The 26535-nt window shown below is 61.9% G+C and carries 18 protein-coding genes and 1 pseudogene; 12 read left to right on the top strand and 7 right to left on the bottom strand.

Annotated elements, in window-relative coordinates; all coding sequences use genetic code 11:
* Positions 1-43 precede the first annotated feature (43 nt).
* From LDN75_RS09965 to LDN75_RS09940, 6 genes are all read left to right on the top strand, one after another.
* Positions 44-1450 carry a glycoside-pentoside-hexuronide (GPH):cation symporter gene (locus LDN75_RS09965; RefSeq protein WP_223937116.1) on the top strand — a complete coding sequence of 469 codons (1407 nt, stop codon included), beginning with the start codon at positions 44-46 and terminating at the stop codon, positions 1448-1450.
* A gap of 72 nt (positions 1451-1522) precedes the next feature.
* Complete coding sequence (locus LDN75_RS09960; RefSeq protein ID WP_223937115.1) at positions 1523-3073, top strand: GMC oxidoreductase; 1551 nt, start codon at positions 1523-1525, stop codon at positions 3071-3073.
* 14 nt (positions 3074-3087) lie between these two features.
* A complete protein-coding gene (locus LDN75_RS09955; RefSeq protein WP_223937114.1) occupies positions 3088-3768 on the top strand; it encodes a TetR/AcrR family transcriptional regulator in 681 nt (226 codons plus the stop codon).
* Positions 3701-4066 carry a transporter substrate-binding domain-containing protein gene (locus LDN75_RS09950; RefSeq protein WP_223937113.1) on the top strand — a complete coding sequence of 122 codons (366 nt, stop codon included), beginning with the start codon at positions 3701-3703 and terminating at the stop codon, positions 4064-4066. The genes LDN75_RS09955 and LDN75_RS09950 overlap by 68 nt, the downstream gene beginning before the upstream one ends.
* 505 nt (positions 4067-4571) lie before the next feature.
* A complete protein-coding gene (locus LDN75_RS09945; protein WP_223937112.1) occupies positions 4572-5432 on the top strand; it encodes a polysaccharide deacetylase family protein in 861 nt (286 codons plus the stop codon).
* 575 nt (positions 5433-6007) lie between these two features.
* On the top strand, positions 6008-6181 hold the full coding sequence (locus LDN75_RS09940) for a hypothetical protein (protein ID WP_223937111.1): 174 nt from the start codon (positions 6008-6010) through the stop codon (positions 6179-6181).
* A 108-nt stretch (positions 6182-6289) separates the two neighbouring features.
* Here the strand turns inward: LDN75_RS09940 and LDN75_RS09935 are convergent, their stop codons facing one another.
* Genes LDN75_RS09935 through LDN75_RS09920 form a run of 4 tightly spaced genes read right to left on the bottom strand, consistent with a single transcriptional unit; the run spans position 6290 to position 12492 of the window.
* A complete protein-coding gene (locus LDN75_RS09935; RefSeq protein ID WP_223937110.1) occupies positions 6290-7114 on the bottom strand; it encodes an SDR family oxidoreductase in 825 nt (274 codons plus the stop codon).
* Positions 7111-8343 (bottom strand): family 1 glycosylhydrolase, encoded by a 1233-nt coding sequence (locus LDN75_RS09930; RefSeq protein WP_223937109.1) that lies wholly within the window; start codon positions 8341-8343, stop codon positions 7111-7113. Before LDN75_RS09930 ends, LDN75_RS09935 begins: the two co-directional genes overlap by 4 nt.
* Before the next feature lie 56 nt (positions 8344-8399).
* Complete coding sequence (locus tag LDN75_RS09925) at positions 8400-11096, bottom strand: family 78 glycoside hydrolase catalytic domain (RefSeq protein ID WP_223937108.1); 2697 nt, start codon at positions 11094-11096, stop codon at positions 8400-8402.
* Between the two features lie 46 nt (positions 11097-11142).
* On the bottom strand, positions 11143-12492 hold the full coding sequence (locus tag LDN75_RS09920) for an MFS transporter (protein ID WP_223937107.1): 1350 nt from the start codon (positions 12490-12492) through the stop codon (positions 11143-11145).
* A gap of 185 nt (positions 12493-12677) precedes the next feature.
* Here LDN75_RS09920 and LDN75_RS09915 point away from each other — a divergent pair, with 185 nt between their 5' ends.
* From LDN75_RS09915 to LDN75_RS09890, 6 genes and pseudogenes are all read left to right on the top strand, one after another.
* The gene (locus tag LDN75_RS09915) at positions 12678-13415 is read left to right on the top strand and encodes a TetR/AcrR family transcriptional regulator (RefSeq protein WP_223937106.1); all 738 of its coding nucleotides are present in this window, start codon (positions 12678-12680) and stop codon (positions 13413-13415) included.
* A 233-nt stretch (positions 13416-13648) separates the two neighbouring features.
* Positions 13649-14516 (top strand): annotated as a pseudogene (locus tag LDN75_RS09910) (IS5 family transposase).
* Between the two features lie 454 nt (positions 14517-14970).
* Entirely contained in the window at positions 14971-16002 is a 1032-nt protein-coding gene (locus LDN75_RS09905) for a DUF4192 domain-containing protein (RefSeq protein ID WP_223937105.1), read from the top strand.
* A 129-nt stretch (positions 16003-16131) separates the two neighbouring features.
* Complete coding sequence (locus LDN75_RS09900; protein ID WP_223937104.1) at positions 16132-16350, top strand: hypothetical protein; 219 nt, start codon at positions 16132-16134, stop codon at positions 16348-16350.
* A 277-nt stretch (positions 16351-16627) separates the two neighbouring features.
* Entirely contained in the window at positions 16628-21469 is a 4842-nt protein-coding gene (locus LDN75_RS09895; protein ID WP_223937103.1) for an NAD-glutamate dehydrogenase, read from the top strand.
* A 244-nt stretch (positions 21470-21713) separates the two neighbouring features.
* Positions 21714-22250 (top strand): XRE family transcriptional regulator, encoded by a 537-nt coding sequence (locus tag LDN75_RS09890; RefSeq protein WP_064723620.1) that lies wholly within the window; start codon positions 21714-21716, stop codon positions 22248-22250.
* Between the two features lie 135 nt (positions 22251-22385).
* Here the strand turns inward: LDN75_RS09890 and LDN75_RS09885 are convergent, their stop codons facing one another.
* The 3 genes from LDN75_RS09885 to LDN75_RS09875 all read right to left on the bottom strand — a co-directional run bounded on the left by LDN75_RS09885 (position 22386) and on the right by LDN75_RS09875 (position 26414).
* On the bottom strand, positions 22386-24107 hold the full coding sequence (locus tag LDN75_RS09885) for a thiamine pyrophosphate-binding protein (RefSeq protein ID WP_223937101.1): 1722 nt from the start codon (positions 24105-24107) through the stop codon (positions 22386-22388).
* Positions 24104-24886 carry a cyclase family protein gene (locus LDN75_RS09880; RefSeq protein ID WP_223937100.1) on the bottom strand — a complete coding sequence of 261 codons (783 nt, stop codon included), beginning with the start codon at positions 24884-24886 and terminating at the stop codon, positions 24104-24106. Before LDN75_RS09880 ends, LDN75_RS09885 begins: the two co-directional genes overlap by 4 nt.
* A gap of 124 nt (positions 24887-25010) precedes the next feature.
* Positions 25011-26414, bottom strand: a complete 1404-nt coding sequence (locus LDN75_RS09875) for an aromatic acid/H+ symport family MFS transporter (protein WP_223937099.1) — start codon at positions 26412-26414, stop codon at positions 25011-25013.
* Positions 26415-26535 lie beyond the last annotated feature (121 nt).

Below are 26535 nucleotides of genomic sequence, written 5' to 3'. Positions count from 1 at the left end.
GCGCAACGGCATCAGCCAAATAACTGAGGGTCAAAGGAGACCAATGGTGATCGATCGTGCAGTTCCAGCGAAAACGACAGCGCCGATTGTCCGTCCGAAACTAACATGGGGCACAAAATTCACATACGGCTTTGGTGACCTCGCCAGCCAACTCATCTGGACTACCACGGGTTCCTATCTGGCGCTCTTCTACACGGACGCCGTTGGACTGTCGGCCGCTGCAGTGAGCGTCCTTATGCTCCTCGCCCGTGTACTGGACGCAGTGATTGACCCGGCGATTGGCGCCGCCGCCGAGCGTACCAAAAGCAGATTCGGGCGCTTCCGAGCGTGGTTGATCTACGGTTCCCCTGTATTGGCGGTGCTCATGGTGCTCTCGTTCACCACCATTCCCGGCAGCGACGTCGCCAAGTTCATTTACGCCGTCGTAAGCTATGGGCTTCTCGGAATTGCTTACTCGGCAGTTAACGTACCGTACGGCGCACTCGTTGGGGTGATGACCGCCGACCAGCAGGAACGGGTCACGCTGAACTCGGTCCGCATGATTGGGACGAACATCGGGGTAGTACTACTCAGCGCGCTGACCCTTCCCCTGATCCTCACTTTCAGCGGGACAGGCCACAACGAAACTGGAACTGTGCAGGGCTACACCTGGACAGCAGTCGTCATGTCCGTGATCGCCCTCCCGATGTTCCTGGCCGTTGCATTCAAAAGCAAGGAACTCGTTAGGCCGGTCGCCTCCACCCGAGTTCCGATTCGGAAGACTATTCATGTGGTGGTCGGCAATCGTCCGCTCATGCTCATCTTCCTGATGATGCTCTTGTCGATGACGGGCTTCTTCGGTCGCCTTGGAATCGTGGTCTACTACTACATCTACGCAGTGGGCCGGATCGACCTCGTCTCCGTCTTCATGGCCGCCCCCGCCCTCGCAGGCGCCGTCGGAATCGCCCTATTTACCCCGCTAACGCGCCGCTACGGTAAGCGCCTCATGGCCTGCATGTCACTTGTTGCTCAAGGTTTGTCGCTCATTGCTGTATATGTAATCGGCCCGACGAATGTCACCGGCACGATCGTCGCCTTGGTGGTCTACGGACTTGTCTCGTTCAACGGTCCCATCATTTGGTCCATGGTGCCCGATGCCATCGACTACGCGGAGGACCGCTCCGGCGTTCGCGCGGACGGAACGTCATACGCCGTGATCAGTTTCGCCCAAAAGGTAGGCAACGCGATCGGTGGAGCGGCAGGCGTCGCCGCAATTGGCGCCTTGGGGTATATCGCAAATGCACATCAGTCGCCGGAGGCGATCAACGGAATGAACCTGGTGTCTAATCTCGTTCCGGCCTTCTTCGCGTTCGCGGCGATCATCCCGTTCTTCTTCTACAAGTTGTCGGACGCACAGAATCACGACATTCGGGAACGCCTGGACACCGCCTCGTTGCAACCCGCGAAGTGAAGTTTCATCGGTGCCTGATGATTGCGCCGATGCTGGCCGCCGACAAACACACATCGAACAAAGGTAGTACGCATGGACATTGAAACAGCATCAATCCGCCCTTGGGATCTCGTCATCATTGGCAGCGGTCCGAACGGCGCTGCAATCGCCCATGAAGTTCATCGGGCCTCGCCGGAGGCATTCATCCTGGTCCTCGAGAGTGGCCGAGGAATGAGCACCAACCAAGGCGAACACCTTGTAGAGTCCGACGAGGGGGCCCTGCGCGAAGCGTTCGAGACGCTGATGCGTCGCGCCCGGCAGATCGAGTACGTCAAGAACGCCGGAGCCGTACTCGGCAGTGACGATGGCTGGACCCCAGAAGGAACCGGCATTTTCCCTGTCTCCTACCTCGGCCACGATTTCACTGAGTTCTCCGGGGCTTCCTTTTCGTGGAATGTCGGGGGAATGGGGATTCACTGGGCGGCAGCGTCACCCTCGCCATACGCCGATGAGATCCCGGGGTTCGCAGGCAGGGACTTCGCTGACGACCTTCAAACGGCGAAACGGTTGCTCCGCGTACACCCACAGGCGTTCACCGGCAATCCATATCGAGAACCAATCCTCACCGCACTCCGAGCCGCGGTCCCTTCGGACATCCACGGCCGAGAGGCCCAGGACATGCCGCTCGCAGGTCTGCGCCGGACCGGTGGGGGCTCATTCGCCCGAACCGGTCCCCGTGACATCGCGCCCGAACTCTTCGACGAATCCGCTCCGCACATCGCACTGGTCTCAGGTACTCTTGCGACCCGGATCCTGCACAGCAACGGAAAGGTCAGCGCGGTGGTGGCACGTGACCTGGCCACTGGTACCGAGCGCGAAATACCCGCGAGGTCAGTGGTCGTCGCCGCAGACACCTTGCGCAGCCCGCAGATCCTGTGGGCCTCGAAAATCCGGCCCCACGCGTTAGGGCTCTACCTGAACGAACACGTTTCCATCGACGGAAGCGTAATTGTCGATAGGCCAAAGCTCGGCTTATCCGAAACCAAGCTACCCAAGCCGGAGCTGAATGAACCGTTCGTCGGAGCCTACTGGAGTCCCTCCATCGGCGCCGAGCGGCCCACACACGGGCAGATGATGGAAACCTTCGATGGCCGTGGGCACCGTATCGGCATGAGCTGGTACACGAATACGGACCTCCGTGCAGAGAACCGTATCGAATTCTCCGACGCAGAGACGGACGAATTGGGAATGCCACTCATGAAGGCTCACTTCGCGTACACGGACGCGGACCGGAGGAGGATCGAAATGCTCCGCGATGTGCAGCGCCGCGCAGCCACCGCCATCGGGGAGTTCCTGCCTGGCGACTCCGAGACACTCGCACCCGGATCATCGCTGCACTACACGGGAACGGTGCGTCTGGGATCCACCGATGACGGAAAGAGCGTCGCGAGCCCGGACGGACTGGTCTGGGGCTTCGACAATCTCTTCGTGGCTGGAAACGGTGCTGTGCCCACTGCGCTGACCTGCAACTCGACGCTGACCGGAATGACGCTGAGCGTGAGGACCGCCCGGGCGGTTACCCGCCACATTTCCAGCGAAAGTGCCCTTCCGCGGGTTATGCGCGGAGCGGGAACGGGTTACTGAATTACGCTGGGAGAATGAATGCGTCACAGACTGTGTCCCCCCGAGGACCCTATGCCAACACGCCTCGCCGGAAGACGGAAATCGTTGCCGCAGCCGCGGAGATTTTCTCCGAGTCCGGGTACCACGGGGGGTCCCTTCGACAAATCGCCCGTCATCTTGACCTGAGCTTTACCAGCGTGAAACATCATTTCCCGACCAAAGAAAACCTGCTGATTGCGGTGCTAGAGGCGAACGACGAACTCGAACTCGCTCAAGTGCAGTCCGACGAGATCAACGTCGGCTTCATCGATTCCGCAGTATCGCTGGCCGAACACAATCTCAACCATCGCTGGTCCGTGCGCCTGCTCGCAGTACTCGGGGCGGAAGCGACATCGCCCGATCACCCTGCACACCAATGGTTCATCGATCGCTACGAGAGAATCAGGGGCGTCATCATGCAGGCAATCACGGAAGACATCACTGCTGGACGCGTCCCCAACGGGATCGATCCGCGCGAGGTCGCGGCAGAGATCGTAGGGCTCTGGGACGGCCTGCAGCTGCAGTGGCTCCTCGACCCCGAGTTCGACATCATCGCTTCGTTGAGGCGGGGATTCCGCGCGATTCTGGTCCCCGGGATCGATGAGATGCATGCTGGAACACAGCAAGAAGGTGTGCGAGTCCGCGGGCAAGCCTGCGATCAAAGTCCAGGGCACTGACTCGGGGGCGACGGCGCGGCTACAGCTCGAACAGGGCCGGGCGGCGCTTGCAGTGCAGGGCGCCGAGAACATTGCGTTCTTCAACCAGAAGACGCCGGGCAAGTACGAGATCGTTCTCGGCGTGCTGTTGAAGCAGCCGTTTTCGGTGGCCCTGAAAAAGGGCAACACGCCACTCGCCGAGGAGGTCCAGAAGGCCATTCAATCGATGTACGACGACGGTACCCTCGAGAAGATCCTCACGAAGTACGGCATCAAAGACGGACTGCGGAAGCCGGTAATCAACGAGGTCACCGGGTGATCGAAACTACCGCGACGACCCGGACGGAGTTCACCTCCGCTCGGGTCGTCTTGGCCTTCGATCTAGACGGCCCCACCGATGAGGCTCTGATCTCGGGCGAGATCTGGCGGCGGCCCGGGTACTTCACGTTTGGCGCATCCGGACCCCATCGCGGAGTTCCGCGCATCCTGGACGTGCTTCGCGATAAGGCTGTGCAAGCGACGTTTTTCACCCCTGCATGGGTCGTTCGTACCTGGCCGGACCTCTGCCGGCGAATCGTCATACTGGGGCAGCCGGCGTCGGGATTCCGTGCACCGTCGGGAGACATTACGCCCGAGACGCTCGAGCTCCTCGTAGAGGCCGGATATACCTACTCGAGTTCGATGCGCAGCGGCGACCGTCCGTACCGGCACGCCCGGCCGCACTGTCCTGATGGACGAGTTCATCGGCCACCTCGTTGGACGCGCGGACGTGCGCATCCAACGAGCCGACGAAGTCGCAGCCGAGTGCGAGGCTGAGGTACTCCGTGATCTGGCCTGACGGTGCCTTCGCCGTCGTCCTCACGGTCGACGTCGACGGCGACCTCCCACTTCTGGCCGACGACGCGTCGAACGTCGACCGTATGAAGTCGCGTTCGGCCGGTCTGTACGGACCCGAGCACGGCGTTCGGCGACTGCTCGCGCTGCTGACCGGCCTAGGTGTCGCGGCGGACTGGTTTTTCCCAGGAGAGATTGCACGGCGGTATCCGGACGTGGTGCGAGCGGTGCACGCAGCCGGGCACGGCATCGGCGTGCACGGAAACCGGCACCTGGATTTCGACCGACTCGAACTCGCGGACCAGATCGAGGAGATGCTGTCGGGTCGCGCCGCGGTCCAGCAAATCATCGAAGAGACACCATCTGGGTTCCGCACTCCGGCCGGCGAATGGGCATCCGGGTTCCCGGAGGCGATGCAACGAGCAGGCTTCACATGGTCCTCATCTTTGCCCTCCGACGAGATGCCCTTCCACCTCACCGGGACCGATCTTATAGAGATCCCGTTCCGCTATGAGCTCGAAGACCTGCAGTACTTCGGCTACAACCTCGACCCGCCCTTCCCACCCGGTCAAGCGCGCATCGCTCCGCTCGAGTCAGTCGAGGCCAACTGGTGGTGCGAGGTCCGGGGCGCCGAGAGATACGGCACGTTATTGCACTTGCGAGTCAACGCGGAGGTCATGGGCGTCGCCAGCCGCGCGCGGATGCTTCAGCGGTTCCTGCGCGAGGTGCGGGAAAGGACCAACGCGTGGTTCACATCATGCACCGAGCTCCACGCGCTCTTCGTCAATCGCGAGCCGGATACTGCGCACCCCTACGCACTCTTCGTCGATCTACGGCCAAAGGAGATTTGACACCGTAGCTTCAGGACGGTTCTGGGATCTGGAAAGAATTGACAATCTCTTACGCCACATCGGCGGACAAAACGCCGTTTGGGGGCACCGGATTCCCTTGACATGTGGTTAATAGAGCCAACGTGACAGACCCGATCGGCGGCTGCCTGATCAAATTCGGGCCACCCCTCGGGCCCTCGTCGTGGCGACGGTGTTGATGAAAGCCGTCCATCTGGTTGGCCACGAGGCGGTCTGGATGACGGCAATCGATGGACGAAGCTCGACCTCGTCGGGCAAAGTTTGGGTTGGATTCGGCCATGGCCCGCTGAGGTCGCGGCCCAATCAGATCCCGTTTCCAACGAGGGTACGGGCTTGTCACCAGGCATCGCCGTCCCCGCGCAGGCCAAGCCTCCGTGGTAGCCGCGTGCTGTTAACAGCGCCAGCAGGCCTATGTTTGACCTCTTCGCACAAGGGAGCGGCGGAAAATGGCGGCCCATCATTGACAACAAACTAGATCGGGTCTGCGCGCCAAATGTGCTTGGCGGCATCTGATCACCGCTGGTGCGATCGAGAATATCGGCTCAGACGCCGGAACATTGGGCGCCGGCGCCCTGCCGCAAGCGCATTCTGCCTCGCTGGGCGTCGTCATCGCGCTCACGCCGCAACTCGTCGACGAAGGCATCAAACGCATGATCGACGGCAAGCATGGAGAACTGCTCGCAGTCGCCTTTTCGGGTCTCTACCTCGCCTTGAATCAAGCGAAATGGTAACCGGAACACATATGATCATAGACGGCGGAGCCGGCGCAACACTGCGAATGAGCAAGGGAGCGTCGCCGAACCTGGGGGTTCTGGACGCTCCCCTCCGGTCCACGGCCCTTAGATGGTCTGGCCGGCGTCAGCCAGGAGCGTGCTGCCAGTCATGATGGTGGACAGGTCACTGGCGCAAAACAAAACCACGCGTGCAATGTCGTCCGGTGTTCCCAGCCGTCCCATAAGACTGCCAGCCATCACCGCGGTAGTCCGGGAGTCCGACGTCGGACCAGCTCCCCCGGCGTGGACTGCGGCGGCGGCCGCCATGGTGCCCTCGGTGGGTACGAAGGTGGGGGCTACTCCCAGCACCCTGATTCCCAAGGGCGCGAACTCCAGCGCCATCTGCTTGGTCATCCCGCGGACGGCGTGCTTGGACCCTACATAGGAGGCAAGGCCCGGGGCTGTCCCCTCAAAGCCGGCGGTGGAGATGATGTTGATGATCACGCCACCGCCGGCCATGTGGCGTGCGGCTTCCCGCGAGCCGTTGAAAACCCCTCTGGTATTAACGGCGAACACCTTCTCCCACTCTTCGTCCTGCGTTTCCAGGACCGGCCTACTGGGAAAGATACCAGCGTTATTGACCCAGATGTCGATGCCTCCGAGCTCAGCTGCCGCAACAGAAGCGGCTGTGCGCACTGATGCTGAGGCGGCCACGTCCATGTCTACCCCCAGCGATCGCACCTGGAACCGAGCAGCAATTTCTGCGGCAGCTTCCAGGGCGCGCTCGCCGTCGATGTCTGCGAGGACGACATCCGCCCCGGCTTCCGCCAAGCGCAACGCGATGGCTTTGCCCAGTCCCTGGGCGGCACCGGTGATGACAGCCTTGCGGCCGGTCAGGGAAAGCAGGTCCCGGACAGGGGTGAGGGAAGCGTCGGCGAAGGCCGTGCTCATACAGCCACCGCCGCATCAAGCTGATTGGCTTGGGCAACGCTTCCCAGCCATGCGAGGCTCGGTTTGGGTGTGCGTGTGAAGGTTTCCCTGTCGACGGCGATCAGGCCAAAGGTTGGTTCCCAGTGGCCCCACTCGAAGTTGTCCAACAGGGACCAATGGAGATAGCCACGCACATCGATCCCGTCAGTCATAGCGTTTTGCAGACTCTGAAGGGCCTCCGTGGTGTAGCGGATGCGCTGGTTGTCATCGGCCGTGGCGATGCCATTCTCCGTGACCATCACCGAGACTCCTCCGGTTACCGCCCATGCGTGCCGCACTGCCATGCCAAGGGCATCCGGCCGATACGAAGTGCCAACCAGGGTGTTGTCCGGGCGGGCCGGGTGCGGCACCAGGCCATTCGCATCCACTTCCTGGCTTGAGTAGGCCTGCACGCCAACGAAGTCATCACCGCGGCTGCCTTCCCAGTAGACGTCTTCCTTGCCGTAGCGGATCTCAAGGAGCTTCTCTTCCCCTCCCGGAGCGGCGGTGAGCGCACCAGCGGCGATGGTCCAGCCGACTTTCGCCCGGGTACGGGCGCGCACGATGTCCCGGGCAGCATGGTGGATGGCAGTGAACGCCCGCCCGATCTCCGGATCTGCGTAGGTGAGGAAGTCGCTGTGCGTTTGTTTAGTCTCTTCGGTTCCCTCGACGGTGGGACTTTGCCACTGGCCGCCCTCGGCCAGTTGCATCCGGCGCATGGCCGTCATGATCGCCGCCTGCATATTGGGTTCATTCATGGTCACCACCCAGTCCACGCCGTCCAGGATGGTGGTCGCCTCTGTGACGTACCGCTGGAACTTTTCCGAAGCGTCCGGAGCCAACCAGCCGCCGTCGTCGGCGAACCACTGCGGAGTGGTGAAGTGCTGCAGAGTGACCACCGGGGTAACGTTCCGGGCGAAGCAGTGCTCGATCATGCGGCGGTAGTGGGCGAGTTCGGCCTTGGAGAAGGCACCGGGCGTGGGTTCGATGCGGGACCATTCGAGGCTGAACCGGTAGGATGTCAGGCCGGCGTCGGCCAGGAGGTCGATGTCTTCATGGTAGCGGTGGTAGCTGTCACATGCGTCTCCGGAGAGTTCCATGCCTGGCATGGTCAGTTCGCGTGCCCACCAGTCGCTGTTGACGTTGTTGCCTTCGATTTGATGCCCGGCGGTTGCCGCGCCCCAGAGAAAGTCGGCGGGGAAAGTGGTCATGGGTGTTCCCTTCTTTCGTTAATTCAGTAAGTTTGGTGTGGTTTCAAAGTGCCGGGTCAGTTCGCCGGAACAGCTTCCGGTTCGCGCATGGACTCGGGTGCGATGGCGCGGAAACGGCCTGGTCCTGCAAGGTGCCCGGAGCCGTCCGGGAAGATGATGCACGCTTCTGTTTCGGCCGGGATGTCGGCGTCGATCCGCAGGGTGTCGCCGTCGAGCTGCCAGTGGACACGGATGGTGCCGTGTGGGGATTCGTGCGTTCCCTTCGCCCAGGTGATACCCGGGGCCAGAGTTGGAGCGATCACTATGGAGCGCCAAGCAATGGATCCTGTTGCCTGCCTCAGTCCCAGGATGTGTTCATGCAGGAACCTGAGGACTGTGGCTTTGCTGTAGTGGTTGAGGGAATCGTGCGCATGTCCGTGCTCGTCGATCCCTTCCCATGACTCCCAGATGGTTGTTGCGCCTTTGTCCACCATGGATAGCCAGGACGGCGCTGTGCGCTGGAAAAGGAGCTCATGGGCGACATCGGATCGTCCCGCTTCAATGAGGACGGGTAGCAGATCGCCTGTGGATAGGAAGCCCGTTCCAAGGTGGGTTCCCGCCGAGCGGATCAGCTCAACCAGCCGGTCTGCGGCTTGCTCGCGCAAGTCCTGTGGGAGCAGTCCGAAGGACAAGGCCCTGACATAGCTGGCCTGGGTGTCGGCCGCCGTGGTTCCGTCCTCTCGGAGATACGCCAGGCGCCAGGCATCACGGATTGACTCGGCGATGTTGGTGTACTTTGCTGCGTCTTCAGGCTGTCCCAGAACATCAGCGATGCGCCCAAGAGTCGCGGCCGACCGGTACATGTAGGCGGTCCCAACCTCTCCCTTGTCTTCCATGAACCAGGCCATTGGGTTGTCCTGGACGGGGTCGATCAGGCGCCCTTCTTCGTCGCGCTTTTTGGGTTCGGTCCATTCACCCCAGTGGAAGGTTCCGTCCCACAGGTACTGCTCGTAAGGCTCGGGGGTGGTTGATGCTTTCACACGTTCGTGGTGTCGGGACGTCTGTGCCATCTCCAGGGCCCACTGCACCCAGCGGACCATGGCGTCCCAGTTTTCGGCCAGGACCGCTTCATCCCCATAGGCCTCGTAAAGCTCCCACGGAACGGCGACGATTGCATCTCCCCAACCGGCCGAACCGGTCATCATGGCGAACTGGTCGTCCAGGTGGTTCTTGATCCTGCGGCCATCGGGAGAGAAGTTCGCGATGCGCCCGTCCTCGAGTTGGTCGTCACGCACAGACCTCAACCATTTACGGCTGAACCCCAACACGTCACGCAGCCGGGTAGCCGTGGAAATGAAGACCTGGTAGTCGCCGGTCCACGCCAGGCGCTCACGGGTGGGGCAATCCGTGGGGACGTCCACCGCGTTACCGAGGAAGCTCCACTCCCCGATTCGGTGTAGGGCGTTCAGGTCCTCGTCGCTGCAGGTGAATTCACCGGTTCGTGGCAGGTCACTGTGGACCACCTGCATGGTGACGCCGGCATGATCCAACGGGGCCGGGTCCATGGCTGTCGCATCGCGGGTGATGCGGGCGTACTGGAATCCGTGGACGGTGTGCCGTGGTTCAAAGACACCAGCGCTCTCCCCTGCTGTGACTTCGTCCCGTTGCGAGAAGATCCGGGCGGGTTCACCTGGTCGGTGTGAATCAAGGTGGGAGGTTGACAGGTCGCCGTCTGGGCCCAGGTGCTCGCCGTATTCAATGACGGTGCACGTGCCAGCAGTTCCAAGATCTTCGAGCCGGATCCAGCCGGAAGCATTCTGGCCAAAGTCGGCGATCCAGACACCCGGCCGCAGTTCACGCAGACTCTCGGCTGGCCGTGATGCGATCACCCGGACCGGCGGGGCGGGTGACCATTCGATTCCCGGTGCGCTCACTTCGTCCACCAAAACCGCCAACGGAGCCGCGGAACGAACCGTGAAGTCGACCGTTTGCCCCTCCATGAGATCCGCGCGGTTCGTGGCTGACGGTGCGGTGGTCCACGTGCCGTCGGTGCCAATAACCCGGTGGGAACCATCGGCGAATTCAAGGTGTAGTTCAGCCCGGGCACCAAGCTGAGTTCCCCATTGAGCAGGGTGCCGGAAAGCTCCTACCTGTCCCCGGTACCAACCGTCCGACAGTTCGATCTCCATGCGGTTCCGGCCCGTCCGAACCAGCGACGTCACGTCAGAGGCTTGGGCGTAGAGAGTACGGTCGTACGACGTCGACCCGGGGGACAGTTCCGCTGTACCGGCCCGTTTGCCGTTGATCACGGCAGTGTAAACACCGAGTGCTGTGGCGTACAGACGAGCCGAGGTCACCTCAAGGGTGCCGTTCAGGTCCCCCAGATCAAAGTCAGTCGCAAGAATGTGGGCGGGCCGCTGGCCGTAAGGCTTGGCCTCCTCCTCAACTGGTGAAATCCACGAGGCTGTCCAGTCGGCGTCGAAAAGGCCCGCTTCAAAAGTGGACCACGCAGACCAATCCGCCTCTGTCTGTGCGATGCGGACACGCCAGGTGACCCGCTGCCTGCTGCGCAGCTCCGCCCAGAGCCAGGGAACAAAAAGGTGACTGGTGGTCGTCGCAAGCGGCTGCGCCACGCCGTCGACCATCGCCTCCAGCTCGAAGGCACTTGCCGGGATCCCGGCGCCGACTTTCCACGACAATCGCGGGGCCGGACCCGTGACGGGAAACTGATCCCCGCCGCTGTCGACGGTGAGCCCGTATGGCATGTGGTCCATGGTGGTTTGTTCTACTTTCTTCGTGCTGATTCGATCGGGGCGTCCTTCAGCGGACGGACTTGACCTTGAGGGCGATGACGGAGCCGCCAAGGAGGGCCAGGACAGCGCCGGACAGATAGAGGAAGGTGTAGTTCTTGTCCGTTCCTGTAATGCCGATGGTGATGATGACGGATGCAATCAGGGGTGCCACTGCGCTGGGGATCTTCTGGGCGAAGGCCACTACCGCCATGTAGCGTGCAGTTTCCGTGCGGTTGGGCAGGATGGCGAAGATGATCGCTTGGTCAACAGTGGCGAACACCGCGATGGCCGTCTGCATGAGGACAGCACCGATGATCAGCTGAGGGAGCGACCACGCGAATGCCTCGGCTAAGGCCCCTGCCACGAAAAGCAAGGCCGCAATCATGACAAACAGTCTGCGCCGCCTGAGCTTGTCCGAGAGGAAGCCACCCAGCAGGGCACCCGCTGCCGCCGCCACCACACCCAGCATGCCGATCGTGGCGACAACTCCGGCGACCTCGCGAACGGGGAGTCCAAGGCGCTGTGCGTAGAAGAACGTTCCGAACGTGGTGTTGAAGTACAGGCCCATGAAGAAGACGAAACGGCCCAACCAGTTCCACGCGAAATCGGGGTACTTCCGGACGCTGAAACCATAGCTGGCAACCACCGAGCGGAACGTCACCTGCGAATCAACCACGATGTTCTTGGAACTTCCCTCCGGTTTGATGAGCGGGAACAGTGCCAGGAGCACAGCACCGATCACTCCCGGGACCACGAAGACCAAAAGCGTGTTTGAGGAGACAGCGTAGGCAACACCAATGCCCAGAACGGGGGCAATCTGAGTCATGAGGCCTGTCAGGGCTGAAACCCGTCCGCGCTGGCCTTCCGGCAGTTTGTCCGCCATCAGGTTCTGTATAGCGGCGCCCGAAATCGACCATCCGGACATGCCAAGGATCCACCCGGCTCCCACGAGGAGAAGGTTTGGAGCCAGGCCCATGACCACCAGGCCGGCCAAACCGATGGCTGTGCCAAGGAAGATGAAGGGACCGCGGCGTCCGAACCGTGACCTGGTCCGGTCGCTCCAAATCCCAACAATCGGGCTGATGATCAAGTAAACCAACTGGGCTATGCCGGTGATGAAACCCAGCACTTGCTCCTGGCCGGGGGCGAGTTCGGTGATCCTGACAGCGATGCCGTAAGAAAGCGGCACCATCATGGCAATGGACGCTCCGAAACTGGCGAGCATCAGCCAGAAGATGTAACTCCTGCTGACCGGGGCCTGTGGCTCCTCCATCAGTTGCGTGCTCGGATCCGTGGTTGAAGGCTGGTTGCCGGGGACCGGCTGGGCCGCAGCGACGCCCCCGGCGAGGCTGGGTGCCTCGTGATTGTTCGTAGTCACCAATGACTCCTTCAAGAATGTGGTCGCCCGCTGTCGGCATCCGCAGCGTGCCCTGCGACGACGGCGTCGAACCAAGTAAAGAGTAACCACTGTGGTTACTATTCGTGAATAGTATCCACGATGGTTACAATTGACAAGACCCTCCGTCGAAATTACCCGCAGCTTTGGAAAGAAGGTTTGGCGCAGTGACCACAACTACCGAACAAGCATCCTCCAAACCAGCATCCCGCCGCCGCGGCCCCTACGCCACCACCCCTGCCAGGCGCGCGGAAATAGTCAAGGCCGCCTCGGCCAGCTTTGCTGAACACGGCTATGAACGCGCCAGCCTCCGGGACATTGCCGCACGCGCCAACGTCACCCACGCCGCCCTGCTCCGCCACTTCGCCACCAAAGATGACCTTCTGCTGGCCGCCCTGGCCCAAAGAGACCTCGACGACGCCGAACTCGCCAACCGCATCATGGAAACAAAGATCCCCCGCGAGAAGGTCCTGAGCAGCATCCTCCAAGAAGAGTTCGCACACCCCGAGCACCTTCGGAACTGGCTCGCCATCACCATCGCCGCCACCAACCACAACCACCCTGCGCACGACTTCTTCATATCCCGGCGAGCAAAGATGCGGGAGCACTTCACCAGCAAGAAACTGGCCACCACCGAAGACAGCCAAGAACTGAGTGCTGACGACAAAGTCACCATGGTGATGGCCATGGTGGACGGTCTTCGGATCCAGTTCCTCCTGGACCCCGAAAGAGAAACACTCCACCTCATGGACACGCTCATGCGGTTCATCGCATCCCCTGACGGTACTTTAGCTGGCGCTGGCGGGACACAGCCTGAGTCTGAACCAGACAAAACCACAGCAACAGGCCCCCTCAAGCAAAGGCCCGGATGGCGCTATGAAGTGCCAACAAAATCCACCCGGTAAGTTTCCGGCAGCCCTGCCGGAATTGGCGGGATGGTTTTCGATAGCAGGGCCACAGCCACCGCATGGCAGTCAAATGCCCGAGCAGTCATTCTCGATCGCTGCCCGGGAATACTCGAGGTTGCCCCGGGGGCTGACCCGCTTCATCGAGGTGGTCTAGGGTCTGTCCTGTAAGTGGTCTCGTGGCTGGTGCGGCGGCTTTTTGATCCCGTTCGAAAGCTGTTAATCCTGGAGTCATGCCAAGACGCGGAGAATCGACCAACGACGCATGGAAAGTGATCGAACCCCTGCTGCCAAGGGATGGCGGCGGACGGCGCTGGCGTGACCACAGACAGGTCATCAACGGGATTCTCTGGAAGCTACGCACCGGTGCCCCGTGGCGCGATGTCCCTGAACGCTATGGTCCTTAGAAAACCTGCTGTCATGATCGTCTGCGCGTCTGGACCCTGGACGGGACGTGGGCAAAGATCCTGGACCACGTAGTCACCCGGGACGATGCCGTCGGAGACGTGGACTGGGTAGTATCCGTGGATTCCTCCGTGCTCCGGGCGCACCAGCATGCCGCTGGCGCCCGAAAAAAAGGGGCTGCAGCGAAGCCATCGAAGCCATCGCCATCGCCGGGGAATGCATCGGACGCTCACGCGGAGGACTGAGCACCAAAATCCATCTCGGCGTCGAAGGCCGCGGGCTGCCCGTCAGCGTGATCCTCACCGAAGGACAAGCCGGGGACAGCCCGCAACTGCTGCCGGTCCTTGAGCAGATCAGCGTCAACAAGCCCGGTCCGGGCCGTCCACGCACCCGCCGGACGAGGTACGTACCGACAAGGCCTACTCCCATCCAAGCACCCGGGACGCGATGCGCCGCAAAGGCATCAAGTACACCTGCCCCGAACGCGAAGACCAGAAGAAGCACCGCAAGTCCAAAGGCTCCGCCGGCGGCCGACCACGAGCCTTCGACACCCAGTCCTACCAAGGACGCAACGTGGTCGAACGGTGTTTCAACCGGTTCAAACAATTCCGCGACCTGTCCACCCGGTACGCAAAACGGGCAGCGTACTACGCCTCGGAACTAACAATCGCCAGCATCGTGCTGTGGCTACGCTGACTTACAGGACACTCCCTAGTCAGCGGCCTGCGCAATGGCTGAGAAATCCTCCGACAGACAGAATGCCGATAACGGCGCATATGTCGGGACTGGAAGCAGTCACTAGGTCCATCCGGCGCAGCGATCCCGCCAAGCGATGGCACACGCCGAAGAATACGCAACTCACGTCATGGCGCTGCACATCGGCCTGCCCATGAATAGCCAGAAGCAACAACGCTGTTTGTCATTCTGATATCCCGATCATCGCTGGACGGGCCTCCGCGCAACCCGGGCGCTGACGCGCCAAGACCGATCCGGAAACTTCGCTAGGCGCTCCTGCGTCGCTTATCTCCTTCCGAACTTTTCGCCCCTGCCCCGGTCCCCAAATTGCGCTCAAGCCCTTACCAACGCAATGGTCCCCTAACAGAACGGCCCAAAGACGAAAGACACAACCTACGCACAAAGGAAATAGACAATGAATTCGCTCACCATCAAAGACCCGGCAGACCTGCTCAGCTTCATCGGCCACACCCTCGGCTTCTGGCCACACGAAAGCCTCGTCTGCATCACCCTGGACAACAACAAAGTCGGCGCCACCCTCCGCATCGACCTCCCCCGACAACCAGGCCAGGAACGACTCTTCGCCAAGACCGTCGCCAGCTACCTCACCAACGACACCAAAGCCACCAGCATGGTCTTCGCCCTCTACACCACAGAACACAGCGAACCCGGACAACCCAAACCCCACGCCGCAACCATCGCCGCGCTCACCGGCGTCCTCGCAGAAAACCGGATCACCATCCGCGACGGCATCTTCGTCGGGGATGACACCTACTCCCCCTACGACACCGAACCCGGCCAAGACATCACCCTGCCCCTCAGCAGCACCGAATACAGCCAAGTCAACGCCGAATTCATCTACCGCGGCAGTACCATCGAACCCACCAACAAAGTCACCCTGCCACCGCCAACACATGAAGCGGACAAAGCAACCGCCGTCGAAAACCACATGGCAACCATCAGAGCGCTACACCCCGAGGACGCAGTCCGGCAAGCCCACGAACTATGGACAACCATGCTGGACAGCACCGACTACCCTACCGACGAAGCCACCATCACCCTGATCGCGTACTTCCAGTTCCCGCACATCCGCGACCAACTCATGGCCGACATTCCCGGCATCGACGAACCACCACAACACATCCTCTTCGCCCAGACCCACACCGCACCTCAGTGGTCACGCGTCGAGTGGGCACAGCAACTGCTCGTCCACGCCTACACCCGGACCAGCCCACCACACGCAGCACCCATCCTCACCACCATCGGCTACATCAACTGGTGGCAAGGCCGAGGATCCAAAGCCCATCAATACCTCCAACTCGCCCTCGACACGGACCCCGGCTATCGCTTCGCCAGGCTCACCGACCACATGCTCGGAGCAGGCATCATCGCCGGCTGGAACACCAACAAAAACACCGCGTACAGGGGTCGTCTGGATTTTCAGTGACCACGAGGCACATGTCCGTCGGCATCCCCACACACTAAGTACGACTTTGTGGAAGTTGTACGATCCTTCCACCGGACTTTCAGCAACCTTTGGCACCCCCACTCAACCGGTCGTGCCAGCGAGTTTTCCATGGCCAAGAGAACGGCCCTGGTTCCGTTTGCGAGGAAGCCCGTTTCAAGCCCCAACGTCGACCATGCCATCGAAGCAGCCCGCGTCCGCCGCGTCCGAAACCTTCAACGAAGCGGCCCCCGCCGCGAATTTGGTTTCGAGCGCGCCGCTACAAGCGGGCCCGATCTCTCGGTGTGGCTCGACTTCCTGGACGAACCCACGGCAGGAGTCTCTCCTTGAAACGCCGTGATGCGCCGTCCATCAACAACAATCGTGATTCCGGGGCGTGGGTTGGGGAACACTGCCGCGCCGGCGGGCTTGTGAATGACGGTCATCGGAGATTTTGGATCATGCCCCCGGAAAGTGCACTACATCAACGTAGGGGACCTGCCGGCAAGGCCAGAGGCGCGCTGGCTCTGGACGTGTTTCCGGGCGGCAGCGATGATGAAAACATGCACGGGGCCGAGACCATCGACCGCAGTGTGCAATACACCCCGCGTTGTGGAGGCGCATTGGCATGGCACACAAATCAGACCGCGCAGAGCATGCTGCTGCCACCGACCGCGTCAAACCTGACGGGCATTTCCTGGCTGGATACTACGCTCATGTGCGCACGGAGGACGTGCAGAACTACAGCGCAGAGACGCTCCGGGCCAGAGCCGTGCACCATCTCTCGGTGGCGTCGTCGCGGGCGCCCGGCCAGGCCGCCGTCGGCATCCTGAACGAGCTGGACGCGAGCATTGTTGCAGTGGTTGCAGAGGATATGCCATTCCTGGTCCGGTCCGTAACGGCTGCGCTCACCCGTGAAGACGCCTCGATCCGGCTGCTGGTGCATCCGACTTTCCAGGTGGTTCGCGATCCAAACACTCACACGCTGCTGGATGTCCGTCCCGGCCCTTCCAAAGAAGGCCTCCTGGCAGAGTATGTGCTGCCGGCCCGCGGAATGTCCGAGACCTGGGTCGCAGCGGAAATTGGCAAGCTTGCGGGTGAGGCAGCCATCAGCGAGCTCACGGAACGCCTGCAACGGGTCTTGGGCGATGTCCGCGTTGTCGCGGAGGATGCTGCTGCCATCCACGGCAAGGTCTCCGAGGCCATCGTCGCGGTGGACGGATTCCCGCAGGCTGTTGCTCCGCCGCTGGAACAGGTACGTCAGTTGCTCCTTTGGCTCGACGACGGCAACTTCTTGTTCCTCGGGTACACCGAATTAGAACGCACGACGGCGGGTGGCCAGGAGTTGCTGTCTGGGCGGCAGGGTTCTTCGCTGGGTCTGCTGAGGCGGCTGGAGAGGGACGTTGCCGGGCAGGAGCAGAGGCTTGCCCGGATTCCTGGGCTCCCGACACTCGAGGTTGCCACCTCTGAGATACGGTCAACTGTCCTGCGAGGGTCTTATCTTGACGAGTTGCGTCTGCCGGAATTCGACAGGACGGGCAACGTCACCGGGGAACGGCGATTCGTAGGGCTGTTCACCCCCGGTGCCGCACAGCAGTCCATCCGCCGGATTCCGGTTATCCGCGAAAAGGTCCAGGCCGTTACGAAACGGCTTGGACTCACGGCCCGGTCCCACCGAGGCCAGGAAGTATTAGCCATTCTGGAATCATTTCCCCGGAATGAGCTGTTTCATATCGAGGCCGATGATCTCGCACGGCTGGCCGACGAGATCCTCCGCGCAGAGGAGCTCCAGCGCACACGCTTGTTCCTCCGGCCCGACAGTTTTGGCAGGTTCGTCTCGGTCCTGGTCTTCTTCCCGCGCCACCGCTACAGCACGGGCGTCCGGCAGCTGATGGAGCAAGAGCTCAAACAGGCCTTCAGGGCGAAGTCCGTCGAATTCGAGGTCCGTCTGACCGCGTCCTCCATGGCCCGGGTGTTCTTTCGGGTCCGATTAGGTGGTTCCTTGTCGGGGGCCGGGGCAGCCGGCACTGCCTACGTCGACCCCTCCCAACTGGAGCGGCGCCTGATATCAGCGACCCGCTCGTGGACGGACGGCCTCGACGACGTCATCCGGGAACAATTCCCCGGGACAGAGGCTGCTCGGCTCTCGCGGCTATGGTCGGACGCATTTCCGCCAAGCTATCGCGTGGTTTACGAGGCGGGGGCAGCCATCCAAGACATCATCAGGTTCGAGACCCTCGACTTGGACGGCACGCGCGGCAGAGTCTCCGACGATCCGCTGCTCACGGTATATGTGCCCCCTGAAACGTCCGCCCAGGGCGGCGAAGATGCCCGGATCCGACTTTACCTGACCAAACCCCAAAGCCTCACCCAGATCCTGCCTTTCCTTCACAATCTCGGGCTCGAGGTCTTGGACCAACGTCCATTTGAGATCCAGCGCGGAGCTCACCAAGGTCTTTTCCTATACGACCTCGCCGTGAAGTATCCGGAGGGTGTGGACCCGGAGGCGACCAGCGACCTACTGGCGGACGCGTTTTGCGCTGCCGTGCGCGGGGACACGGAATCGGACCGTTTTGATGGCTTGGTACTCCGAGAGGGCATCGAGTGGCGCCAAGCGTCGATCCTGCGCAGCTATGCCAAGTATCTCCAGCAGTTGGGGACCACCAACTCATACGGCTTCGTGGCGGAAACGCTGCTGTCGAATGTCCGGGCCACACACGCGCTCCTGGCTCTCTTCAAGACGAAGTTCGATCCGGCCCTGGACGTTTCCGGCCGGTTCCGGGACACTGAAGCGGCCCGGAAGGAACTGCTCGCGGCGATCGAGGACATTCCCGTCCTCGACGCCGACCGGCTGCTGCGCACCCTGATGAATCTGGTGGAATCCACGCTCCGCACGAACTACTTTCAGGGCAAGCCCTACCTGAGCTTCAAACTGAATACGGCCGCAATCGTGATCGCGCCGTTTCCGCGACCCAAATACGAGATCTGGGTCTACTCGCTGCGTATTGAAGGGGTGCACCTGCGCTTCGGCCCCTTGGCCCGGGGAGGACTGCGCTGGTCGGACCGAAGCGAGGACTTCAGGACCGAAATCCTGGGGCTGGTCAAGGCACAGAATGTGAAGAACTCCGTGATCGTACCCACCGGCGCCAAAGGCGGTTTCTATCCCAAACGGTTGCCGGACCCGGCCTTGAACCGCGAAGCCTGGGTCACTGAGGGCCTGGAGTGTTACCGGATTTTCATCCGCGGACTGCTGGACGTTACCGACAACCTGGTCACTACCGCGCACGGCGAAACCGTGGTGCCTCCCGAACGGGTGGTGCGTCACGACGTCGACGATTACTACCTTGTGGTGGCGGCGGACAAGGGAACCGCGTCATTTTCCGATGCCGCGAACACCGTGGCACAGGAGTACGGCTTCTGGCTTGGCGACGCCTTCGCGTCCGGCGGCTCCGTGGGCTATGACCACAAGCAAATGGGGATCACTGCCCGAGGGGTATGGGAGTCTGTGAAGCACCATTTTCATGAACTCGGGGTGGACTGCCAGGCGGAGGGCTTTACTGTTGCGGGCATCGGCGACATGAGCGGGGACGTCTTTGGGAACGGGATGCTTCAATCCCGCCACATCCGCTTGGTGGCCGCATTCGACCACCGGCACATCTTCCTTGACCCGACCCCCGACGCGAAGGCATCCTTCGACGAACGCCGTCGGCTCTTTGCCCTGCCCCGCTCTTCCTGGCAGGACTACGACCCCGCGCTGATCAGCGCGGGAGGTGGCGTCCACTCCCGCTTATCCAAGTCCATCAATCTCACCGAACAGGTGCGGAACTGCCTCGGCCTGGACCCAGAAACATCATCACTGCCTCCCCATGCGCTCCTTCAAGCCATTCTCCGGGCGCCCGTGGACCTTCTTTACAACGGTGGCATCGGAACCTACATCAAAGCCTCATCAGAGAGCAATGCCGAAGTGGGCGACAAGGCGAACGACCCCATCAGGGTTAACGGCAACGCGATCCATGCGAAGATCATTGCCGAAGGCGGGAACCTGGGCATCACACAGCTCGGACGGATTGAAGCAGCCCTGAACGGGGTCTTGCTGAACACTGATGCGATAGACAACTCAGCCGGCGTGGACTGCTCCGACCATGAGGTCAACATCAAGATCTTCGTGGACCGGATGATCGCCGCTGGAAGGATGTCCGCAGCTGAACGCGCCAGCTTCCTGCATTCGCTCACGGACGAAGTGGCACGTCTTGTCCTTGCCAACAACGTGAACCAGAACGTGTTGCTCTTCAACGACCGGCACTTGGTAACGGAATGGAGCCCGGGATTCGAGCGGACCATGGACTGGCTCGAGAACGCCACGGACATGGACCGCGATCTGGAGGGCCTGCCGAGCACCGCTCAGCTCCAGGAGCGGCTGCAGTCCGGGCAAGGACTCACCGCCCCGGAGTTGTCGGTATTGGCCGCGTACGCCAAGATCTCACTCGCCACGGAACTCACCAACAGCGACCTTGCCGAAGATCCGTGGTTCCGCCGCACCTTCCGAGAGTACTTTCCGCGGCAGCTCTCCGATCGCTTTGGAGACGAGCTGGAGGCACACCCGCTGCGGCGCCAAATCGTATGCACAGTCGTGGCGAACGACATGATCAACACGGGCGGCGCTACCTTCGTCTTCCGTGCCATCGAGGAAACCACCGCAACTGCCGCGGCCGTCGCCAAGGCCTTTGTTGTGATGCGGGAGGCATATGACCTGCCCTGGGTAATCGGTAGATTGGCCGCTCTTCCCCCGGATTTTCCCGGTGAACACGCCGCAGAGGTGGCGCTGTACATGCGCAGGCTTCTCGACCGGGCAACCCGATGGTACGTGACGCACGACCACCGGGACCTGCCCATCGCCGAGGCCTTGGACAGGATCATGCCCACGTTTGGGCTTCTCAGGAGCAAAACACTGGATTTTATGCGCGCCTCCGATCGTGACCTCACGCTGGATCGGCTCGCGCGTTGGGACGAGGCCGGCCTGCCGGGGGATCTGGCGAAGCGCGCGTCAGACATGCTCGAAAGTTTCGCGCTTCTGGACATCTCCGTGATTTCGGAACTGGTGGACGAACCTATCCCTACGATCGCCGATCTGTATTGGGCCGTGTTCCACAGGATCGGCGCGTTGGGTCTGCTGCTGCGAATCACTAACCTGCCCCGGCAGAATCGATGGGAGGCCCTGGCCCGGGCAGCCCTGCGCGATGATGTCTACTCCGCCGTGGCAGACATGACCGCTACCGTCATGCGGACAACCCAAAACCGTGACTTCGCAGGTACCGACAGCGTGGAGCGCATCGTCGAGTGGGAGCGCGGCCACCAGGAACAGTTGGCATGGATCAAAGACACGTTCGCTGAGGTCACAGGCCCAGGGCAAGTGGACCTGGCCTCGATCTCCGTGGCACTGAAACTCCTGCGGACTCTGGTACGGCGTTGACAGCAAATTGAGCTATTTCGCCCAGTGGCGATGCTTCAGGTTCACCAACGCAGGCAACCACGAGCCGTCGGTCGAAACGTGGTCGGAATAATGCCAAGGCGCACTCACTGCCACCGTATCTGTGGCTTCCGGCTGGGATTGCTCAGGATAGGCTTGCAGGACGCAGTACAGGTGGCTGGAGACTAGTATGAAGTTTCGGGTGTCATAACGGCAGCCGATCCGGCGTCAGAAAGGTCTCCCTGCTTTGTTGCCATCACGAATTCGCGAGCTCAGGCGGAACCGAGGCCTGACCCTTGGTCAAGTCGCCCAACTGACAGGGCTGTCAGTTGCCATGCTTAGCCAAGTCGAACGTGGCCAAAGCGATCCAAGCCTCGAGTCCCTCCGACGCCTGGCAGAAGCTTTGCAGGTTCCAATCTTTGACCTGTTCCGCGGCGAAGGCCCCGAACAGGTTGCCTTGATACGCCACGACGAGCGCCGCCTTATCTCATCGCCAAACCTGCATGTGACGTACTCCCAAGTGTCGCGATCCGGCGGGAAGGTTGAAGTGCTGGAGGGCACGCTGGAGCCTGGCGCTGCATCCTCCGAAACCCCGCGAAGCCACATTTCAGAAGAATGTGTCTTGGTCCTTGAAGGATCACTCATCGCCGAAATCGACGGCACGGACTACGCCCTGGACGCTGGGGACAGCTGCCACTTCGATTCTGCCCTGCCACACAGGTTCCTTAACCCGCATACCGAGAAGGCCCGCTTCCTAGTTTCCGTGACACCACCTTCAAACTAAGGTCATAAGCGATTCAGTTTGCGGCCGCAACGGCAGTCGCTTTTCGCTTCAAGGATCCATACTCAGTGACAGCAAAGTGCTCCTCTGATGGGCGAACCATCCAGAGGAGCACCTTACGGTCGTCCCTTGCCGCGCTTAGTGGCCCTTGAAGGCTTCGGCCAGCCACCAGGCGCCGCCGTCCGAGGCGATCTTCGCATCAATGACGAACGGCCGGTCGGGACGGGAGCGGACCCAATCCTCCAACGGTGCCAGGTCCTCCGGGGTCCGGACCGTAATGGCTTGGCAGCCATAACCCGTGGCGATTGCTGCGATATCGGCCTCAGGGAATGTCACGGTGGAGATATCCACGGGACCGTGGGCAGCAAAGTGATGAACTTCGGCTCCGTAGGCGGCATCGTTGTAGACGATGCACACCAAGGGCAGGCGAAGACGGACTGCGGTCTCAAGCTCGCTGATGCCCATAAGGAAGCCCCCGTCGCCGGCGCCCAGCACAGGGATCCGATGAGGCTGCGCGAGTGCTGCGCCGATCGCCGTGGCAAGACCTAGCCCGATTGATTGGAAGGCCTGAGTGAAGCAAAACCCATTCTCGTCCGGGACATCGAGGTACTGGCTTGGATACCCCATGAAATTTCCCGAGTCGATGGAGACAATGCGCTCCGCCGGGAGGTACTTGTCTATTCTGGCTGTGAGCACCCGGGGGTCGATTCGGTGCAACCCCTCCCCCGCCGGCACTGACAGATCGGTGATTGGCACGTCCTGCCAGCGGGATGAGGACTCGATCCTGCGTTCGATCTCGTCGGTGCGGTATCCCGTCCTCGGGGTCGTCCCGCGGCGTTTCAGTTCGGCGAAGACGTCGGCAGCGGTCGCTCCTGAGTCGCCGACGACGCCCAAAGTTATAGGCCGGTTGGCACCCAGGGCGGCGTCCTCGACGTCGACCTGCACAACGGCCGTGTCCTGGCCGATAAGGGCGCCGTGGCGCATGGTCCACATGTTCAGGGCACACCCGAAGCCCACGATAAGATCCGCGCCGGAGATGATTTCCGCTGTTGTAGGTGACGAGAAGCCGCCCGAGATCCCGAGGGCGAATGGCTCACCACCAAAGAGTCCCTTTGCCACTGCAGAGGTTGCAACGAGGGCCCCTGAGAGCTCGGCGAGGGCCAGGATTTCGGCTCCGGCATGCCGGCCGCCGCGTCCGGCGACGAATACGGGCCTCTGGGCTGTCAGCAGGAGGTCCGTGAGGGCCTTGACGCTCGATGCGGCCGGACGCACAGCGGCCGGACGGCCGATAGGACTGATTTGCCGTTGGTTTCCCGCGAGCTGTGCTTGGACATCGAGAGGCAGGTTGAGGACGACGGTGCGGTGTTCGTTCTGCGCCGTGCGGAAAGCGCGGACGACATCGGCCACCGCAGATCCTGCAGAGTGGACCCGTTCGGAAACCGCACCCAGGGACCGGGCGAAGGCTGGCTGGTCCATGGCGAAGTTGGAGTTCACCGCGGAACCCGCCGTTTCGGCGGCGAGGACCACCAATGGTGTGCGCGACTTTGCAGCCTCACCGATGCCAGTTGCGCCGTTGGTCAGGCCACAGCCCTGATGCACGGAAAGCAAGGCAACTTTGCCGGACATCCTTGCGTAGGCGTCCGCCATGGTGGCGGCGCCCCCCTCGTGACGGGCAGCGGTGTAGGGCACGCCGTGCCGGATCAGGGAATTGGTGACATCGAAATTGCCGGAGCCGACAACGCCGAAACAATGACCGGCGCCGAGTTCGGCGAGTGTCCGGCCGACCAGAGCGGCGACGGTTTCGCTCAGCGGCGCCGAAGAGACTTCCGGGCTGGTTGTGGCGTGGATTTGCGTCGTCATCCGCGGGCCCCGTCCACGAAAGCGAGGACCCTGGCCGGTGAGCCGGTCCCACCCACGATAGGCAGTGGCGCCACGACAATAACCGCACCCGTGGCCGGGAGCTTGTCCAGGTTCTGCAGGGACGTGACACCGTATTTGTCCGCGCCCAGCAGGAAATGATGCAACGGGAAGATCGGGTCCATCGTGGGAGCGAGTCCGGCGTCGATCCCCACTGTCTCGACCCCGACCCCCGAGATGGGAGCGACGTCAGCCAGCCACTGGGCGCACTCGACGGTGAATCCCGGGGTGTGGGCTCCGGCCTCATCGGCGTTGAGAAAACGCATGGGGTCCTGTGCATAAGCGCCCCAGCCGGTGCGTACCAGAAGCCACGCATTTTCAGGTATGGGGCCGTGCTCGTCTTCCCAAGCTTTTATGTGCTCGACGCCGACCAGGAAGTCAGCATCCATGGCCGCCTCATGGCTGACGTCGAGGACGCACGCCGGGCCGACCAGCCTTGGTGGTTCGATCTGCGAGACGTCCTTCCCGCCACGACCCGTCACCCAGTGGATGGGCGCGTCCAGATGCGTACCGATGTGCTCTCCAGTGCTGATGTTTTGGTGCTTCCAGAATGGGCCCGGTTCGTTGTAGGCCGAAACCTCTTCAAGGCTGAAATCGACCAGATTGGCGAACGGCTCCGGCAATCGAATGGTCGGCGTCTCGCTCGAGAGCGTATTGGTCAAATCGACCACGCGCACGTCGCCGGCGGCGAGAGACGCGAGCAACCCAGTCAGCTGGGACATTGGAACTCCTTTGTGATGTATGAAAGAAGGAACACGCCCGTCGGGCGTGCTGACCGCGCTAACAGCGGCCGCCCTGTCCGCGTCCGAACGGGCGGCCTCTGCAGTTCCGGCAGGTGATGGGAAGTCAGCGGTGTTGGACGCTGCCCTGTTCGGTGTTTTCGACGCCAAATTGCTCTTTCCCGACAGAAGCAACGCTTGCCGTATCGGCGTGTCCGCGTCCGCGGATCAGCAGCACCAGAATGGCCGCAAGCAATGCCGGCACTGCGAATGCAAGGAAGTTTGCTTGGAAACCCCAGCCGGTGGAGAGGATCAAGCCCCCGTACAGCGGCCCGGCGATGGCTCCGATCCGGCCAATGCCCAACGCCCACCCAAGCCCGGCAGCGCGAAGCCTTTCAGGGTAAAAGCCGCCGATAAACGCGGTGAGCAGGGTCTGCGTGCCGATAGTGCATGCTCCCGCCACTGCAACCAACGTCAGCAGCACGGGGGTTGGGAAACGGAACATCAGCAGAAGGATCGCTGCGGCCGCTCCGAAGAACATGCTTCCGACCACGATGCGTGAGCCGATGCGGTCAGCGAGGAGGCCGAGCAGCGGGGTACCCAGGATCGCGCCGGCGTTGAGCGCCAGGAGGAAGGCCAGCGCGGTTCCAAGCGGGTATCCCGCCTCACGCATAATCTGGGCCAGCCAGGTGTTCAGACCGTAGACGAGCAGCAGTCCGTTGGCAACGACCAGCCAGAACAGGACGGTACTCACCGCGAAGCGGCGGTCAAGCAACGCTCTAACACCTGTGCGCTGGACATCCCCAGCGAGAGGTTGGGGTACGGCGATCCCGTATTTGGCGGCAAGTGCGGCGGCTTCGCCGTGGCGTCCGCGTCCGACCAGGAAGGTCACGGACTCAGGCAGTGCGGCTGCGACGACGACGAGCAGGACCGTACCAAGTCCCACGCCGATCCAGAACATGGCACGCCATCCGGCGGCGCCGAGAATCCACATTGCGCTCAGCGAGGCTATGATGCCGCCGATTGAGTATCCGGAAAACATGATTGCATTTGCTGTGCTGCGCAACTTGGGCTTGGCGTATTCGAGAGTCATCGCGATTGCCGTGGGCATGAGACCGCCCAGGCCAATGCCCGAGGCGAGTCGCGTCACTCCGAAAATCTCCGGTGAGGGCGAGACGGCTGAGAGGGCCATGCCCACGGTGAACCATGCCACGCAGGCGATCATCAGCCGGCGTCGACCCATTCGGTCAGTCAGCACTCCAGCGAGCAGCGCGCCGATCATCATCCCGACTAGCGCGAGTGATCCGATCTGCCCGGCCTGAGCAGGGGTAAGGGCCCACTCGCCGCCGATCAGCGCCGGCACCACTGTGCCATACACGATCAGGTCGTAGCCGTCGACCGTGATTGCAAACCAGCAACAGGCAATCACCCAGGCGCCGGAACGCACCCGTACGACTGGCCCCCCGTAAGGGGTCTCTCGCGAGGTTTGGTGCGTAGTATGGGGGATGGACGTTCCAGTAGTTTCATCCATGGAAAACCTCCTTTAGGGGCACTTCTTTGTGCAGGGGTAGAGACCAGGTCATGATGAGGGTGGGGCGGCTGTCAGCCGGTATCGGCTGACCACAGCTCCCAGGGGTTGGGAACTAGATGTC

This window comes from Arthrobacter sp. StoSoilB5, assembly GCF_019977235.1.
GTDB lineage: Bacteria > Actinomycetota > Actinomycetes > Actinomycetales > Micrococcaceae > Arthrobacter.
This window is presented reverse-complemented; position numbering and strand designations above follow the sequence as displayed.

Excerpts from the sequence above, each read along its gene's own strand:
- LDN75_RS09880 (WP_223937100.1), bottom strand. The coding sequence starts at position 24,886 with ATGTCCCAGCTGACTGGGTTGCTCGCGTCTCTCGCCGCCGGCGACGTG.
- LDN75_RS09960 (WP_223937115.1), top strand. The coding sequence starts at position 1,523 with ATGGACATTGAAACAGCATCAATCCGCCCTTGGGATCTCGTCATCATT.
- LDN75_RS09965 (WP_223937116.1), top strand. The coding sequence starts at position 44 with ATGGTGATCGATCGTGCAGTTCCAGCGAAAACGACAGCGCCGATTGTC.
- LDN75_RS09875 (WP_223937099.1), bottom strand. The coding sequence starts at position 26,414 with ATGGATGAAACTACTGGAACGTCCATCCCCCATACTACGCACCAAACC.
- LDN75_RS09955 (WP_223937114.1), top strand. The coding sequence starts at position 3,088 with ATGAATGCGTCACAGACTGTGTCCCCCCGAGGACCCTATGCCAACACG.
- LDN75_RS09930 (WP_223937109.1), bottom strand. The coding sequence starts at position 8,343 with ATGACCACTTTCCCCGCCGACTTTCTCTGGGGCGCGGCAACCGCCGGG.
- LDN75_RS09935 (WP_223937110.1), bottom strand. The coding sequence starts at position 7,114 with ATGAGCACGGCCTTCGCCGACGCTTCCCTCACCCCTGTCCGGGACCTG.
- LDN75_RS09885 (WP_223937101.1), bottom strand. The coding sequence starts at position 24,107 with ATGACGACGCAAATCCACGCCACAACCAGCCCGGAAGTCTCTTCGGCG.
- LDN75_RS09905 (WP_223937105.1), top strand. The coding sequence starts at position 14,971 with ATGAATTCGCTCACCATCAAAGACCCGGCAGACCTGCTCAGCTTCATC.
- LDN75_RS09895 (WP_223937103.1), top strand. The coding sequence starts at position 16,628 with ATGGCACACAAATCAGACCGCGCAGAGCATGCTGCTGCCACCGACCGC.
- LDN75_RS09925 (WP_223937108.1), bottom strand. The coding sequence starts at position 11,096 with ATGGACCACATGCCATACGGGCTCACCGTCGACAGCGGCGGGGATCAG.
- LDN75_RS09900 (WP_223937104.1), top strand. The coding sequence starts at position 16,132 with ATGGCCAAGAGAACGGCCCTGGTTCCGTTTGCGAGGAAGCCCGTTTCA.
- LDN75_RS09950 (WP_223937113.1), top strand. The coding sequence starts at position 3,701 with ATGCTGGAACACAGCAAGAAGGTGTGCGAGTCCGCGGGCAAGCCTGCG.